The sequence below is a fragment of the uncultured Butyricimonas sp. genome, assembly GCF_959596855.1.
In the GTDB taxonomy this organism is placed as follows: domain Bacteria; phylum Bacteroidota; class Bacteroidia; order Bacteroidales; family Marinifilaceae; genus Butyricimonas; species Butyricimonas muris.
This window is the reverse complement of record NZ_CAUFYA010000004.1, coordinates 126,409-141,306: the sequence shown is the minus strand read 5'-3', so window position 1 is coordinate 141,306 and position 14,898 is coordinate 126,409. Positions and strand designations below refer to the sequence as shown.

Below are 14,898 nucleotides of genomic sequence, written 5' to 3'. Positions count from 1 at the left end.
ATATAAATTGTAAATTTGTTCCGAAACAAAAATAATAATAAAATATGAATTCGTTTCTCCAATTGCTAGCAAAAGATTTGATTCAAAAATACGGGCATGAATTTGACAACCTGACCATTCTGTTCCCGAACAAACGGGCAGGACTCTTTCTTGCCGAAGAATTGGCGCACCTGATCACTAAACCCGTGTGGATGCCCGAAATCCTCACGCTTGGAGAATTTATCGAACGACAAACCGGACTGAAAAAAGCGGAAGAATTACCCCTTATTATAAAACTCTACAAAACGTACCAAGAATATTCCGGTACCACGGAACGATTCGACGATTTCTATTTCTGGGGAAACATGTTACTAGGGGATTTCGACGATATCGACAAATACCTCGTGGACGCCAAAGACCTCTTCTCCAACATCACGGCATTAAAGGAAATCGAGAACGCATTCCCTTACCTCACTCCCGAACAAATAGAATTTATCCAGAGCTTCTGGCGTAGTTTCAATGGCGAAAAATACAGCCGGGAACAACAGGAATTTCTTAACGTGTGGGATAAATTATATCCTACCTACAAAAATTTCAAGGCAAAACTAACCGGGGAAAACCTTTGTTACGAGGGTATGGGGCAGCGACTGTTCTGCGAACGGTTATCCCACTACCACACGGACAAACAACTCATTTTCGCCGGGTTCAATGCCTTGAACCAGTGTGAAAAAAGAATATTCTCCCACTTTCGGGACAGCGGGCAAGCATCTTTTTACTGGGATTATGACCTCTATTACTCGGCAAACGAAAATCACGAGGCGGGACACTATATCCGGGAAAACATGAAACTGTTTCCCAACGCCTTGGGACTGGAACATTTCAACAACTTTCGCTACAACAATAAAGAGGTAGAATACATCTCCGTTCCCTCCACCATCGGACAAGCCAAACTACTTCCAGTGCTCGTGGAGCAACTCCATCCCCAACTTCGAAAGACATATACCGACACGGCTATCGTCCTTTGCGACGAAACGCTGCTCACCCCCGTGATTCATTCAATCCCTCACTCGATTGACAAAATCAATATTACCATGGGGTATCCGGCACAAAACACCTCCGTGGCAGCACTAATCGGCATGCTGGGCGACCTAAAACGTTACGCCAAGCAAGTGGACGGCGCCACGCACTATTACTACAAACCGGTCATCGCCCTTCTCAACCATAAACTGATTAAAAGCAGTTGCCCGAATGACATCCCGGAAATCACGAACTACATCAACACGAACAACATCGTGTACGTGGCAGAAAAAAGCCTCCAATTCAGCGACATCACCCGCACCATCTTTTCTTCCTCCACGGAAAGCCTGCCGGACTACCTTCTGAATATCTTGAAAAAAATGATTGCCGCCTTCCGACCGGAAGAACAGGAAGGACTGGCTATCGAGAAAGAATTTCTTTTCACGGTCTTCACCGCCATACAGGGGATACAAAACACGTTCCGGGAAGAAAACATCGTCCCGGAAGACAAATTCTATCTACAGGTCATCAACAAAATCCTGCAAGGAATATCCATTCCTTTCTCCGGCGAACCGCTGGAAGGCATGCAAATCATGGGACTCATGGAAACCCGTATGCTGGATTTCAAAAACTTGATTATCCTCTCCGCCAACGAAGGCGTCCTCCCGAAAAGCGGACACGCCTCGTCCTTTATCCCGTATAACTTGCGTCTGGGATTCGGGCTCCCTACACCGGAACACATGGATGCCCTGTTCGCGTATTATTTCTATCGTTTGCTGCAACGGGCAGAACACGTGAAAATCCTTTACACGGATGTTACCAAGGGAATGACTAGCGGGGAAATGAGCCGTTTTCTTTACCAGATGAAATACGAATCGGGCTTACCCATCCGGGAAACCCATTTCCAAAATAATATTTCCGTGCAGGACAATCCTGTTATTTCCATCTCGAAAAACAAGGCCATTCTGGAAAAATTGCATCGCTACACGCTTCCCGACGAACGAGGAATCTCCCCGTCGGCACTAAACACTTACATGGAATGTCATCTGAAATTCTATTTTAAATATATCGCCGGAATTAAAGAGAAAGAAGAGATAGCCGAGGAACTCGACCAACGGCTGCTAGGTACCATATTCCACCAGAGCACCCAATCCCTCTACCAAACCTTCCCGAATGGCGAAATCACGGAAGAGGGGCTCGACTCCTTGATGCAAAATGACACACTGATAGAGGAACATATTCGCCAGTCCTACCTGCAACTATACGACTCCACGGTATCGCGCATGCTCGAAAGCGGTGCGAACGAACTTGTACTTTCCGTCGTGAAAAAGTACGTGAAAAAAGTCCTTGAATACGATAAAACCCTATGCCCCTTCCAGCTGATTTCCATGGAGAGGAAATACCGGATGTCACTCGAGATTAACACGCTCGAGCACCCGCTTGTCATTCACGTGGAAGGAGATATCGACCGGGTAGACCGGACAGACCGGGGAACACGAGTCATCGACTATAAAACCGGGGCAGACAAGACCGAATTCAAAGACCTCCCTTCTATCTTTGACTCCAACAACAGGCAACGCAACAAAGCAGCTTTCCAAACCCTGTTGTATTGCATGATGTACGAGCACGAGAATCCCGGTACAGACCCTATTTTACCCGGTATATACAGCACCAAACTACTGTTTACCCCGAACTATACCTACTCGCTGAAATGCAACAAGGAACCCATTCACCGTTTCAAACCTTACGAACCGGAATTTCAAGCCCTGCTAACCGAGTTGCTCGAGCAATTATTCTCCCCCGACGTCCCGTTCACCCAAACGGAACTCCCGGAAAAATGCCGCCATTGCTCTTATAACGAGATATGTAAACGAGGATAGCATCGCCCTCCCCACCAATGAGACATTCCTACCGAAGTCCCAACACAATCCTACCCAAGAACTACCCAAATCATCCCCTACATAGCTTGCACCCGTGCTTTTTCCACGACCTTTCTACTATGGAAAATATAGAATATCCACAAATTCATCGCGGCATCAACGAAGCTAGGGTATGATTACGGTATTACTTGGGTAGTTCTTCGGTAGGCTCTCAGTAGGTTTACCCGGGAAAAACTTTACAATCTCTCTTTCGCCATCAAATAAAAAGGAAGCCGGGAGTCGAGATGCTTTTTCACGTGACTCTCCAACTCTTCATCGGAAAGCCCCGCCAACAGGGGACGTGTTGCCCGCTGCTCCCGCAAACGCCCGATAATCACAGGCAAAGACGTATCTAAAAATAACGTGTGTCCCGCCGCATTCATGCGCTCCATGTTATCAAAAAAACACACCGTTCCCCCTCCCGTTGCCAGCACGAAATCATCCCCCCGGGCACAAAACTCTCGCAAGACATCCCGTTCCAACTCGCGAAAATACCCCTCTCCCTTACGAGCAAAAATATCCGGTATACAGCATCCGGCTCTTTCCTCCACGAGGGAGTCCAAATCCCGGAAAGGGATTCCCTTTTCTTCGGCCAATTCCCTCCCGAACGTGGTCTTGCCACTCGCCATATACCCGACAATGAAGAATTTCATAACCGTCAATTACTCGAAGTCCAGCTTCATCTGCGACTCGTCACTCAACATATCGGGATTCGTGATTTCGAAATCGACATCCGTGCCACCTTCTTCCGGCTTCTCCTCTTCCCCGCTATCTAAAGGTTCTATTTCCCGGATCTCCTTCACCTCGTAAGTTGTCAAACGCTTACCTCGTGCCTTATATGACTTTTCCGCGATAAACTCATCCGCAACAATCGCTTCCGCCGGACGATTCTCGTAACGACCGCCAAACACAATCTCGAACCGGGGACGTTTCTCCCCGCTCAAGCATACCAGATAGGAACCTTCACTCTCCCCGATAAACGAGGTAATTCTCACCATATCCTCAAACCGAAAACGCTTCAGGTAATAGTATTGCTGCTCGGAATCAAAGAACACTGCCGACCATACTTTCTCGGAATCAAATTTTTCAAATACAAGATATCCCTCCTCGTAGTGGTTGCTCAAATCATAATCGGAGGTATTATATGTACCGTTTTTATTCGCCACCAGTATCCGGTCATCTCCTTGGAATTCGCCGACATAGCGTCCCCGACCGTCCGTGTTCAAACGCAACACGTCCTCGTCCAGCCATATCTTGCGCCCTCCCAAGGTTGAAGCCCCTTTCTGTACCAGCGATATTTTGTGTATATCATTCTTGCTCAACAAATTTCCTTGAGAATCACGTCCCTTGATCGTCAACGTGGCAAAATCATACTCGGAAACCAGTTTCTTCATTCCCGGCTTCGGTTTCAGACATACCTTGATCACTTCCGCCTCCCCGTTCGGGTTAGCGCTGAAATACAGTACGCGGGAACCTGCCGCCCCTTTGGTCAGATTATACTGCTTGTCGCGGGTAATCCCCGTCACGCAAAATCGCTTTACGTACGACGGCCCGTATTTCCCATCCCGGTAAGCCACGTTATATATCGTGCGCTTGTCGTTCTTCTTGAAAACATTCACGTGCAACACGTCCTTACCCACGAACAGCTTATCCGCCACCTTCGTCACGTAATAGGTACCGTCTTTACGGAAAATAATCACATCGTCAATATCCGAACATTCGCAGATAAACTCGTCTTTCTTCAACGCTGTACCGACAAATCCCTCTTCCCGGTTGATATACAACTTCTCGTTTGCCACTACCACTTTCGTTGCCTCTATATTCTCGAAATTACGAATCTCCGTGAGGCGCTCCCGTCCCTTGCCGTATTTCGCCTTGATTCGCTTGTAATACTCGATCGAGTAAGGAATAATATGCTCTATATCGTGTTTCACCCGGGCAATCTCATCTTCCAATCCCTTGATATAATTCTCAGCCTGCTCGGAATTGAATTTCAAGATACGCTTCATCTTGATTTCCAGCAACTGCTTGATATCATCATCCGTCACGGGACGAATCAGATGCGCTATAAACGGCTCCAAACGCTTGCGTACATGCACGACAACTTCCTCTACCGATCCGCTCTCCTCGAATTCCTTGTCTTTATATATTCGCTCCTCGATAAAAATCTTCTCCAAGGAAGAATATTGCCAATCGGTTTCCAACTCTCCCAACTTGATCTTCAACTCCAACAACAACAGGGCAACCGTATCGTCCACCGATTTCCGTAAAATGTCGGACACGGGCATAAAGACAGGCTTATCGTTCTCTATCACGCACGAGTTCGGTGATATGGAAAGCTCGCAATCCGTGCAAGCGTACAAAGCATCTATCGTCTTGTCCGACGACACGCCCGCCGCCAGATGTACCAGAATCTCCACGTTTGCCGCCGTGTTATCGTCAATCTTCTTGATTTTGATTTTTCCCTTCTCGTTCGCCTTCAGTATTGAATCAATCAATGCCGTGGTTGTACGCCCGAAAGGGATCTCTGTAATACGCAATAACTTATTTCCCGCGTCTTTCTCGATACGGGCACGAATCTTCACGCTTCCACCCCGCAGACCGTCATTATATTTCGACACGTCAACCATACCTCCCGTCGGGAAATCCGGGTACAACACGAACTCCTCCCCGCGCAGGTAAGCCACGCAAGCATCTAGCAACTCGTTGAAATTATGCGGTAATATCTTGGATGCCAACCCCACGGCGATACCTTCCACTCCCTGTGCCAACAGCAACGGGAACTTGATGGGCAACGTGACCGGCTCTCTCTTGCGACCGTCATACGACAATTTCCAATTCGTGGTCTTCGGGTTAAAAGCCACTTCCAACGCGAATTTCGACAAACGAGCCTCGATATAACGTCCCGCGGCGGCATCGTCCCCGGTGAGAATATTTCCCCAGTTTCCCTGACAGTCCACCAGCAGATTCTTCTGCCCCAACTGCACCAGAGCATCCTTGATAGAAGCATCCCCGTGCGGGTGATACGACATCGTGCTCCCCACGATATTCGCCACCTTGTTATAACGCCCGTCATCCATCTCCCGCATGGCATGCAGTATACGACGCTGCACGGGCTTCAACCCGTCGTTCACGTAAGGCACGGCACGTTCCAGAATCACGTAGGAAGCGTAATCCAAAAACCACTTCTCGAACATTCCCGACAGATGCTGAATCGACCGCACCCGCCCGTTCTCCTCGTGATGTTCCGGTTCTTGAGGCACCACATCCTCTACTTCCTCGTTATTTATCTCTTCGCTCATACAAATTGAAAATTGAAAATTGAAAATTGAAAATGAATCACCTCATCCCAATTCCTAAATCTAAAATTTAAAATCTAAAATTATTAGATTTCATCCTTCTCCACGTACAAGTTATCAATAATAAAATCTTGTCGCTCGCTCGTGTTTTTACCCATATAATAAGACAAAATCGTCCCTATAGGGTCTTGCTTGGTCATGCGTACCGGTTCCAGACGAATATCTTTCCCGATAAACCCGCCGAACTCGTCCGGTGAAATCTCTCCCAAACCTTTAAAGCGCGTGATTTCCGGTTTCGGACCCAGTTGTTTAATCGCCTTCTCACGCTCCGCGTCGGAGTAACAATACCGTGTTTCTTTCTTGTTGCGCACCCGAAATAACGGGGTCTGCAAAATGTAAAGATGACCGGAACGCACCACATCCGGGAAAAACTGCAAGAAAAAGGTCAACAACAACAAACGGATATGCATCCCGTCCACATCGGCATCCGTCGCTATGATGATATTATTATAGCGCAACTCCTCTATCCCGTTCTCGATATTCAAAGCCGCCTGCAAGAGATTGAACTCCTCGTTCTCGTACACGATTTTTTTAGTCAAACCAAACGAATTCAACGGTTTCCCTCGCAAACTGAACACGGCTTGCGTGTTCACGTCCCGCGACTTCGTGATCGACCCGCTCGCGGAATCTCCCTCGGTGATAAATATCGACGATTCCGTCTTCCGCTCGTGGTTCGAATTAAAATGTACCCGACAATCCCTCAATTTCCGGTTGTGCAGGCTCACCTGTTTTGCCCGCTCCCGCGCAATCTTCTGTATACCGGACATCGCCTTGCGCTCCTTCTCGGTTTCCACGATCTTGCGCAGCAACAACTCCGCCGTATCCGGATTCCGATGCAAGTAGTTATCCAACTCCTTTGTCACGAAATCCATAATAAAATTACGTACAGAGGGTCCTTCCGGGGCAATATCTTTTGACCCCAGTTTAGTTTTCGTCTGTGACTCAAACATCGGTTCCTGTACCTTTATACTGATTGCCGCAATAATCGACGTGCGAATATCGGCTAAATCAAAATCTTTCTTGTAAAAATCACGAATGGTCTTCACCACGGCTTCCCGGAACGCGATCAGATGCGTACCGCCCTGCGTCGTGTGCTGACCGTTCACGAAAGAATAATATTCCTCCCCGTACTGCCGCCCGTGCGTCATTGCCATCTCGATATCCGTCCCTTTCAAGTGAATAATGGGGTAAATCCCCTCACCACTCATGTTCTCGGACAACAAATCATAAAGTCCCCGTTTCGAATGAAACTTCTGACCGTTAAAAACAATCGTGAGCCCGGAATTCAAGAACACGTAATTCTTGAACATCGATTCCAGATAATCCGAAATGAAGTGATAATTCCCGAATAACTCCTTATCGGCAATAAAAGTCACCAACGTACCGTTCGGCTCATTCGTCGGTTCAATCTCCCGTTCCTCCACGATCAGCGCCTTGCTATAACACACTCGCTTCGTTTCCCCGTCCCGGAATGATTGTATAATAAAACTCTCGGAAAGCGCATTCACCGCTTTTATCCCGACACCATTCAACCCCACGGATTTCTTGAAAGCCTCGGAATCATACTTCGCCCCCGTGTTCATCTTCGACGACACGTCAATCAGCTTGCCGAGAGGTATCCCGCGCCCGAAGTCCCGTACCGAAACCGTACGTTCCTCCACCGTGATAATAATCTCGCTTCCCGCACCCATCGCGAACTCGTCGATACTATTATCCACTACCTCTTTAACCAGTATATATATTCCGTCGTCCATCGCTGCACCATCGCCCAACTTCCCTATATACATACCGGGACGCAAACGTATATGTTCCCTCCAGTCCAGCGTACGAATAGAATCTTCCGAATAATTCTCTACCATATGTCCTCCATGTTTTGCACAAAAATAATCAAAACTCCGCAATTTAAAATCTAAAATCTAAAATTTAAAATCATAAATCGTAAATCTAAAACAGATACGTGATTTCCTTAAACCCGTAAACCCGTTCCATCCCCCCCGTATCCTTCAAAACAAGCTGCCCGTATTCGTTTATCCCCGTGACAGACGCCTTGAATCTTCCGTTCTCGTCCTCCCAATCGAACACCCCCGAACGCCGATACATCACTTGCAGGAAATCCCGTTCCAAAGCCGCATAATCATACACCTGTCCGTACCGCTTCCCGATACACTCCAACAGCTCCTCCAACGCCCGTTCCACTGGAATCTCCTTACCAATAAGTTGAAATAAAGACACCGGATTCGGTGCATCCGACAGGAAGCCGGACTGATTAATATTCACCCCGATTCCACACAACGAGCCCCCCACGTACGGTCCCATGATAACGTGTTCTATCAAAATACCCGATATTTTCTTATCCCCCACGTAAATATCATTCGGCCATTTCACGGTACATCCTTCCGTGTACCGGGAAATAAAATCGCAAGCCCCCAAGGCAATCACCATCGAAACGGCAAACTGCTCCACCGCCGACAACTCCTCCGGTCGCAATACCACTGTCATCGAAATATTTTTCCCCGGTTCACTCTCCCAATGGTTCCCGACTTGCCCCCGTCCCCGCATCTGCCTGTGTGTCATCACCACCATTTTATCCTCCAACACATTCCATCCCAACTTCTCCGCCTGATTATTCGTCGAATCCAACTCCTCGTACTCCAATACCCGAAATCCACTTACTTGATATTCACGCATAATTTCACTTTACATTTAAATATAACAATCACCACTTCTGCCTTTCAAGCCAGATTTTAAGAATCGGATCTGCTATAAAATATCCCTCCTGACGAAACTCAACTAATTCTTTTTCTACCATCGACTTACGCAATCTACTTATATTTGAACTCGATCCTAGATTGTATTCCGAAAGAACGGTAGCTATTCCGAACTCCTTATGAATCCCAGCCAAAATAGCCCGAAGGAAATTCATTTGATAAGTCGTCAACAATTCGGTTTGTTGCGTGAAAAGAGGCGTATTCTCGTCCAACAACTCGTTCAAAGCCCGAGCTACCCCTTCCCGTGTTGCCACTTTTTCCGTCTCCAAAAGAGTAAGCCAAGCCAGCTGTTGCACATAGGACGAATGATTTTCTACAATTCGACAAATCTCAGCAGCCAACTCTTCTGATATCACCCTATCAACTTTTTTGAATTGTTTACATATATAAGGAACCCAAACCTCTGTCGGAATCAATTTTAGATTAATTATATCCCCGAACTTATAAAAAGGCAAACTCCTCTTCTGGAACAATTCATCCATCAAATGTTTTCTACTTCCCAAAAGACAATAAGACACCCTCGAATTATGCTGCCACGCCAAACGCATTTTCTTCTGAACAATCACAGAATCGGGAAACTCTCCGATCTGTTGAAACTCATCGATACAAATCACAATCTGTATACCCTTTTTTTGAGCAATGCGCTCCGGCAACTGCAAAACTTCCTCTGCCGAATGTGTTTTTGACGTAATACCTAAAGAAACAGAATAATCCGAATCCGGTCCCACGCTAAACGCGAATTTCGGTGTTAATCTTGAAATAAACTCGTAAGCAATATCTTTCCACTCGTCAAAACGAGATGAAGTCTGTTTCAAAACAGCCTCGGCAAACATATTATAAAAGTCATATTCGCTCCGGCAAGGAAATATATCAACATAAATCACGCGCAATTTATCCGATTCCACTATCGCTTTCACTTTCTTTATCAAAGATGTTTTTCCCCAACGCCTCGGGGAAGAGAGGATCGTGTTTATCCCATTCTTAAAATTAGAGGAAAGACGGTGTATCTCTTTTTCTCGTCCGATGAAATTCTCCCCGCTTACCGCAACTCCAAATATGAATTCTTTTGCCATAATTACTCTATTAATAGCTATATTTACAACAAAGATAGAATTTTTCCTGAACTTACACAAGTTTGTGTAACACAAACTTGTGTAAGTTCATTTTTCGTTTGAAATCACATATACTCCCGGCTAAATTATCCCGAACGAGAAAGCAATATCCTTGGGAAAACCAATGGTATTCCCAAGGATACACTACCCTTCTGCCGTAGCCCTGCCAAAGCTTCTACAGAGCACAAATATGCCGGGATAGGGTTGCTATATTTGAGCAACGAAGAGGCTATGGAGGAGAGATATTATCCCCCTAGCAACAGGATAGAAATACGGATGATTTAAGATATGAATCTACACGGGTAACTCAACAAATTTCTTATTGTTTTTTTTCTGCATTTCATTAAGACGTTTCGCTATTCCAATGTTGAGGACGTAATAAACAACAATGCCCCGGGCTTTCCCGAGGCATAACAAATTCCGTAATAGAAAATCCGTCTCTCTCTATTTATCCAATCTTTAAATGCAAATTAAAATACCTTCTCATAAACCACACATATCCCCCACCAAGTAATACCAAGCTTGCCACCAAACAGACATAATGCAACTCCGGCAGAGCCAAATACATCGCAACAATCCCCCCTTGTACCAACATATACAACGCGGAAACCACCACATGCGGCATTTTCAGTTCGTTTGCCATCAATTGGTATGCATGCTTCCGATGCGGCAATCCTATATTCTCGTGCAACATCAACCGATGCACGATCGTCAACACGCTATCTACCCCGTAGACTACTAAAAATATGATATAACTAAAATCACCCGTCGTCAGTATTAATTTCCCCAGCAAAAACAAAATAATAAAGGCGATACCGACAGAACCGACATCCCCGGCAAAGCATTTTGCCTTCTGCCGGAAATTAAAAAAATCAAACACAACCACGCCTATTATCATCGTGTAAATCATATCACTTTCAACAAACGAAACAACCCGTGTATTCACGTAAACCAACCCACAAAGCACCACCAAACTATATCCTCCCGTGATTCCATTTATGCCGTCCATGAAATTATAAGCATTTATAATCCCCGTGCAAATCACCAAAGCAACAAGCAAATACCACCAAGGCAACTCCAGCATTCCCCACTGGTAAAACATTAACAACATCGCCAAGAAATGTATTCCTAATCTTAACCCGGAAGACACCGAACGCACATCATCCACGAAACTCACCCCAGCAATCAATGTTAACCCCAACATAAACCACGGGTACATGAAACCACTCGCCGCGAAATAAACCAACGCTCCCAAGTAAAATACAATTCCCCCTCCCCGCAACGTGATCCTCGTGTGCGAACTTCTCTCGTTAGGACGATCAATAATATTAAACCTATCCGCCAACCGAAAATAAACTAATTCCAAGGCAAATAACATCACAACCACGAACAAATAATACATCTGAACTCCCAATCTGAAATCGTAAATCTAAAATTTAAGATCAATAAATGATTCTATCGTCTTTCTAAGCCCATCCACGGCTCTCACCGGCATCCGCTCTATCCCCAACGCCCTCTTAATCTTCTCGTTCGAAACCACGTAATTCTCGGTCAACTTTCTCAACCGCTCCAGATTCAACGGCAAATGCAACAAAGTACCCAATCCAGCACAATCTTTCACCAACCCTTTATTCATATGCCATATACGTGTTTTTTTCCGCATCACTTCACACATAACCCGAATTAATTCATTCGTGGATACCGTTTCATCATCCGCCATATGATAAATCCCGGAAGGCACATCCTTTCCAATCAGCCCGTTCACCACGTAACAAAGATTATCCACCGAGGTAAACGACCTCCTGTTCTCGAAATCCCCCAACGGCCACGGAATCCCTTTCTTCACCACGTTAAACAATAAATTTAAATTTCCCTTGTTCCCCGGCCCATGAATCATACAAGGCCGCAAAATATACACCTTCTTCCCTTGCATTCTCAATTCCTCATTTTTAACTTTCAATCGCTCCAAAATATAATTCTCCGCAGCAATCTTACTCTCCCCGTAAGGTCCTTTCGGTGTCGGAATCACCTCCTCAGTCAATTTATCCCCCACCACAAAATCCGCCGCAGCCTTCACGGAACTGAAAAAGATAAACTTCTTGGCCGAAGATTTCATGAAGTAATCAAAAATTTCCCGGGTTAACCCCGTGTTTATCTTGAAATAAGTTTCCGCCACAGCCCCATTTTTCGTATCATGTGCCTTCCCCGCCAAATGGATAATCGTATCAGTCCTTTCCATACTATCCAATTCCTCCCACGAATAAGTCCTCTTCACCCCCTCCTTTTTAGGAAAAACAATATCCAACCCGTAAAGAACATGCCTCTCTTTCAAGGACAACACAAGATTGGAACCCACGAAACCGTGGATACCTGTAATAAGAATATTCATCACTAGTTTAAGACACTAAAATCTCACACAAACGGTCCATGCAATTCTCCAATGAAAAATTTTCCATACAATATATCTTTCCACTCTTTCCTAAAGCCAATCGTTTTTGTACTTCCAAATCTTTCATTTTTTTTATCTCCCTGACCAAACCTTCATAATCTCCGGCTGGAACAGCGTATCCACATCCAGCCTCCTGCACTATTTCAGCCCCCTCCCCGTTTAACATCGCCAATATTGGCTTGCCTGTGGCCATATATGCTTGCAATTTTGCAGGAACAGTCACGTTAAATATCAATTCGTCCTTTAATGTCACAAGCATAACATCCGCCTGTTTGAAAAAAGTGGGCATAGTCTCCAAAGGGAATCTTCCCAAGAGATGTACAGTATCTTGTAGTTCATTCTTTGTCATGAATTCATCCACCCAAACACGTTTACGTCCATCTCCAATAAAAATAAAATGAATATCTCTCTCATCTTTCAACATTAATGCGGCTTGCATGATATGCTCAAAATCCTGTGCCTCTCCGATATTACCGGCAAACATGATTTTAAACCCACATGGTAAATCAGGTATTCGACACTCATTACATTTAGAGAATATATTTTCCGCCCAATTGGGAAAATAAACCAATTTTGCCTCATTCTCCCCTTTCTCTAAAATTGAATTCCGAAATCCTCTAGAACTAATTAATATCCTATCAGAATTTGAATACACTAACTTTGTAATTCGAGTAAAGAAATTCAACACATATTTATTTCGAACACCTCCTGCAGAAACCAAACTTTCCGGCCATAAATCCAAAACCCAAAAATAAAAAGGAATTTTCAATAATTTCTTTATAACGATGGCGGGTATTCCCTGAGTTATTGGAGAAGGTTCGTGTCCAATAATCACATCATAGCTGTGAAATAAGGATAATATAAAACCTTTCCAAGAGGCAAAAAAAGCCCAACTAAAATAATTCAACGCCAATCTTAAACCACCCCCGCTTCCTCTAGGGAATAACCAAGCTCGCTTCACCTTTACCCCGTTAATATTCTCCGTGCATCTTCGAAACAAGCCGTATCCTTCGTAATACTTGCCATGAGGGTAATTCGGAATACCGGTCAAAACTGTAACTTCATGGCCTCTTTTTACTAATTCGAAGGCCATATCATTACTTTTAAAATTCTCAGGATAAAAATATTGCGTGACAATAAGAATTTTCATCATTCACTCCAAACCACCCGTTTCACGTAATCTGTATAAGAAAGAATTATCCGAACAACCTTATCACTCACGTTTGGCATGGAATAATCTTGCACAAGTCGGAAATTACGATTTTCCACGTTTTGATTTCCCAACTCTACCAATCCCTGCATCACCCTTTCCGGGTTCAACCCAACCATCATCACACTCGCCTCCTCCATTGCCTCCGGACGCTCGTGCGCCTCCCGGATATTCAATGCCCTAAAATTCAAAACTGAAGACTCCTCGCTGATCGTACCGCTATCAGACAGCACCGCAAAAGCGTTCAATTGCAGTTGGTTGTAATCACTTAATGCCATAGGTTTCATCAAGCAAACATTCTGATGAAATTCCACTCCTTTCTTCTCTACCATCTTCCGAGTTCTCGGGTGCGTTGACACGATAACGGGATAATTATACTTCTCGGCCACCAAATTCAAGATTTCTACCAAATGATAAAAATTCTTCTCACTGGCGATATTCTCTTCTCTATGAGCGGAAACAACGAAATACTTACCTTTTTCCAACTTCAATTCTTCTAAAATCAAGGAAGCCCTAATCTTAGGTAAATATTGGTGTAACACCTCGTACATCGGGCTTCCGGTCTTGATCACCCTGTCGGCAGGCAATCCCTCTCGTAACAGATATTCCCGAGCGATAGAACTGTATGTCATGTTTATATCCGAAATATGATCCACTATCTTCCGGTTACTCTCCTCCGGGACCCGTTGATCGAAACAACGATTACCCGCCTCCATGTGGAAAATAGGGATATGTCGTTTCTTGGCAGCGATGGCGCATAGACAGGAATTCGTGTCTCCCAGCACAAGAAAGGTATCCGGCTTCACCTCTTCCAACACGGGATCTATGTTTATTAAAATCTGTCCTGCCGTGCTCGTGGCGTTTGTACCCGCAGCATTCAGAAAATAATCCGGTTTCCGTAATCCCAAGTCCTCGAAAAAGACCTCGTTCAACTCGTAATCGTAATTCTGTCCCGTGTGTACTAATACGTGTTCGATAGCCGGACTGACATCCAGTTTTCGCAACACACACGCCAGCCGTATGATCTCCGGTCGTGTTCCCACCACCGTTAAAACTTTCAACCTTTTCATTGTTATATCTTAATA

10 protein-coding genes are annotated in these 14,898 nt (G+C 45.1%); 1 reads left to right on the top strand and 9 read right to left on the bottom strand.

Annotation, left to right across the window (positions count from 1 at the left end):
* Positions 1-44 precede the first annotated feature (44 nt).
* Positions 45-2,876, top strand: coding sequence for a PD-(D/E)XK nuclease family protein (locus Q5866_RS03285; protein WP_292266201.1), 2,832 nt, complete (start codon positions 45-47; stop codon positions 2,874-2,876).
* 236 nt (positions 2,877-3,112) lie between these two features.
* Here Q5866_RS03285 and Q5866_RS03280 read toward each other — a convergent pair whose 3' ends face one another.
* The 9 genes from Q5866_RS03280 to wecB all read right to left on the bottom strand — a co-directional run bounded on the left by Q5866_RS03280 (position 3,113) and on the right by wecB (position 14,883).
* Positions 3,113-3,568, bottom strand: coding sequence for a shikimate kinase (locus Q5866_RS03280; protein ID WP_227215911.1), 456 nt, complete (start codon positions 3,566-3,568; stop codon positions 3,113-3,115).
* Between the two features lie 9 nt (positions 3,569-3,577).
* Complete coding sequence (locus Q5866_RS03275) at positions 3,578-6,217, bottom strand: DNA gyrase/topoisomerase IV subunit A (RefSeq protein ID WP_303178764.1); 2,640 nt, start codon at positions 6,215-6,217, stop codon at positions 3,578-3,580.
* Between the two features lie 83 nt (positions 6,218-6,300).
* Entirely contained in the window at positions 6,301-8,133 is a 1,833-nt protein-coding gene (locus tag Q5866_RS03270; protein WP_227215913.1) for a DNA topoisomerase IV subunit B, read from the bottom strand.
* Between the two features lie 85 nt (positions 8,134-8,218).
* Positions 8,219-8,962: a biotin--[acetyl-CoA-carboxylase] ligase gene (locus Q5866_RS03265; protein ID WP_227215914.1), complete on the bottom strand. Its 744-nt coding sequence runs from the start codon at positions 8,960-8,962 to the stop codon at positions 8,219-8,221.
* Between the two features lie 28 nt (positions 8,963-8,990).
* Complete coding sequence (locus Q5866_RS03260; protein WP_099293685.1) at positions 8,991-10,115, bottom strand: ATP-binding protein; 1,125 nt, start codon at positions 10,113-10,115, stop codon at positions 8,991-8,993.
* 487 nt (positions 10,116-10,602) lie between these two features.
* Positions 10,603-11,556: a glycosyltransferase family 4 protein gene (locus Q5866_RS03255; RefSeq protein ID WP_227215919.1), complete on the bottom strand. Its 954-nt coding sequence runs from the start codon at positions 11,554-11,556 to the stop codon at positions 10,603-10,605.
* Between the two features lie 27 nt (positions 11,557-11,583).
* Positions 11,584-12,543 (bottom strand): NAD-dependent epimerase/dehydratase family protein, encoded by a 960-nt coding sequence (locus Q5866_RS03250; RefSeq protein WP_303178760.1) that lies wholly within the window; start codon positions 12,541-12,543, stop codon positions 11,584-11,586.
* Positions 12,544-12,550: 7 nt separating this feature from the next.
* Positions 12,551-13,696 (bottom strand): glycosyltransferase family 4 protein, encoded by a 1,146-nt coding sequence (locus tag Q5866_RS03245; RefSeq protein ID WP_303178758.1) that lies wholly within the window; start codon positions 13,694-13,696, stop codon positions 12,551-12,553.
* A gap of 56 nt (positions 13,697-13,752) precedes the next feature.
* Positions 13,753-14,883 carry a non-hydrolyzing UDP-N-acetylglucosamine 2-epimerase gene (wecB, locus tag Q5866_RS03240; RefSeq protein WP_303178756.1) on the bottom strand — a complete coding sequence of 377 codons (1,131 nt, stop codon included), beginning with the start codon at positions 14,881-14,883 and terminating at the stop codon, positions 13,753-13,755.
* Positions 14,884-14,898 lie beyond the last annotated feature (15 nt).

Excerpts from the sequence above, each read along its gene's own strand:
- Q5866_RS03285 (WP_292266201.1), top strand. The coding sequence starts at position 45 with ATGAATTCGTTTCTCCAATTGCTAGCAAAAGATTTGATTCAAAAATAC.
- Q5866_RS03280 (WP_227215911.1), bottom strand. The coding sequence starts at position 3,568 with ATGAAATTCTTCATTGTCGGGTATATGGCGAGTGGCAAGACCACGTTC.
- Q5866_RS03275 (WP_303178764.1), bottom strand. The coding sequence starts at position 6,217 with ATGAGCGAAGAGATAAATAACGAGGAAGTAGAGGATGTGGTGCCTCAA.
- Q5866_RS03270 (WP_227215913.1), bottom strand. The coding sequence starts at position 8,133 with ATGGTAGAGAATTATTCGGAAGATTCTATTCGTACGCTGGACTGGAGG.
- Q5866_RS03265 (WP_227215914.1), bottom strand. The coding sequence starts at position 8,962 with ATGCGTGAATATCAAGTAAGTGGATTTCGGGTATTGGAGTACGAGGAG.
- Q5866_RS03260 (WP_099293685.1), bottom strand. The coding sequence starts at position 10,115 with ATGGCAAAAGAATTCATATTTGGAGTTGCGGTAAGCGGGGAGAATTTC.
- Q5866_RS03255 (WP_227215919.1), bottom strand. The coding sequence starts at position 11,556 with ATGTATTATTTGTTCGTGGTTGTGATGTTATTTGCCTTGGAATTAGTT.
- Q5866_RS03250 (WP_303178760.1), bottom strand. The coding sequence starts at position 12,543 with ATGAATATTCTTATTACAGGTATCCACGGTTTCGTGGGTTCCAATCTT.
- Q5866_RS03245 (WP_303178758.1), bottom strand. The coding sequence starts at position 13,696 with ATGGCCTTCGAATTAGTAAAAAGAGGCCATGAAGTTACAGTTTTGACC.
- wecB (WP_303178756.1), bottom strand. The coding sequence starts at position 14,883 with ATGAAAAGGTTGAAAGTTTTAACGGTGGTGGGAACACGACCGGAGATC.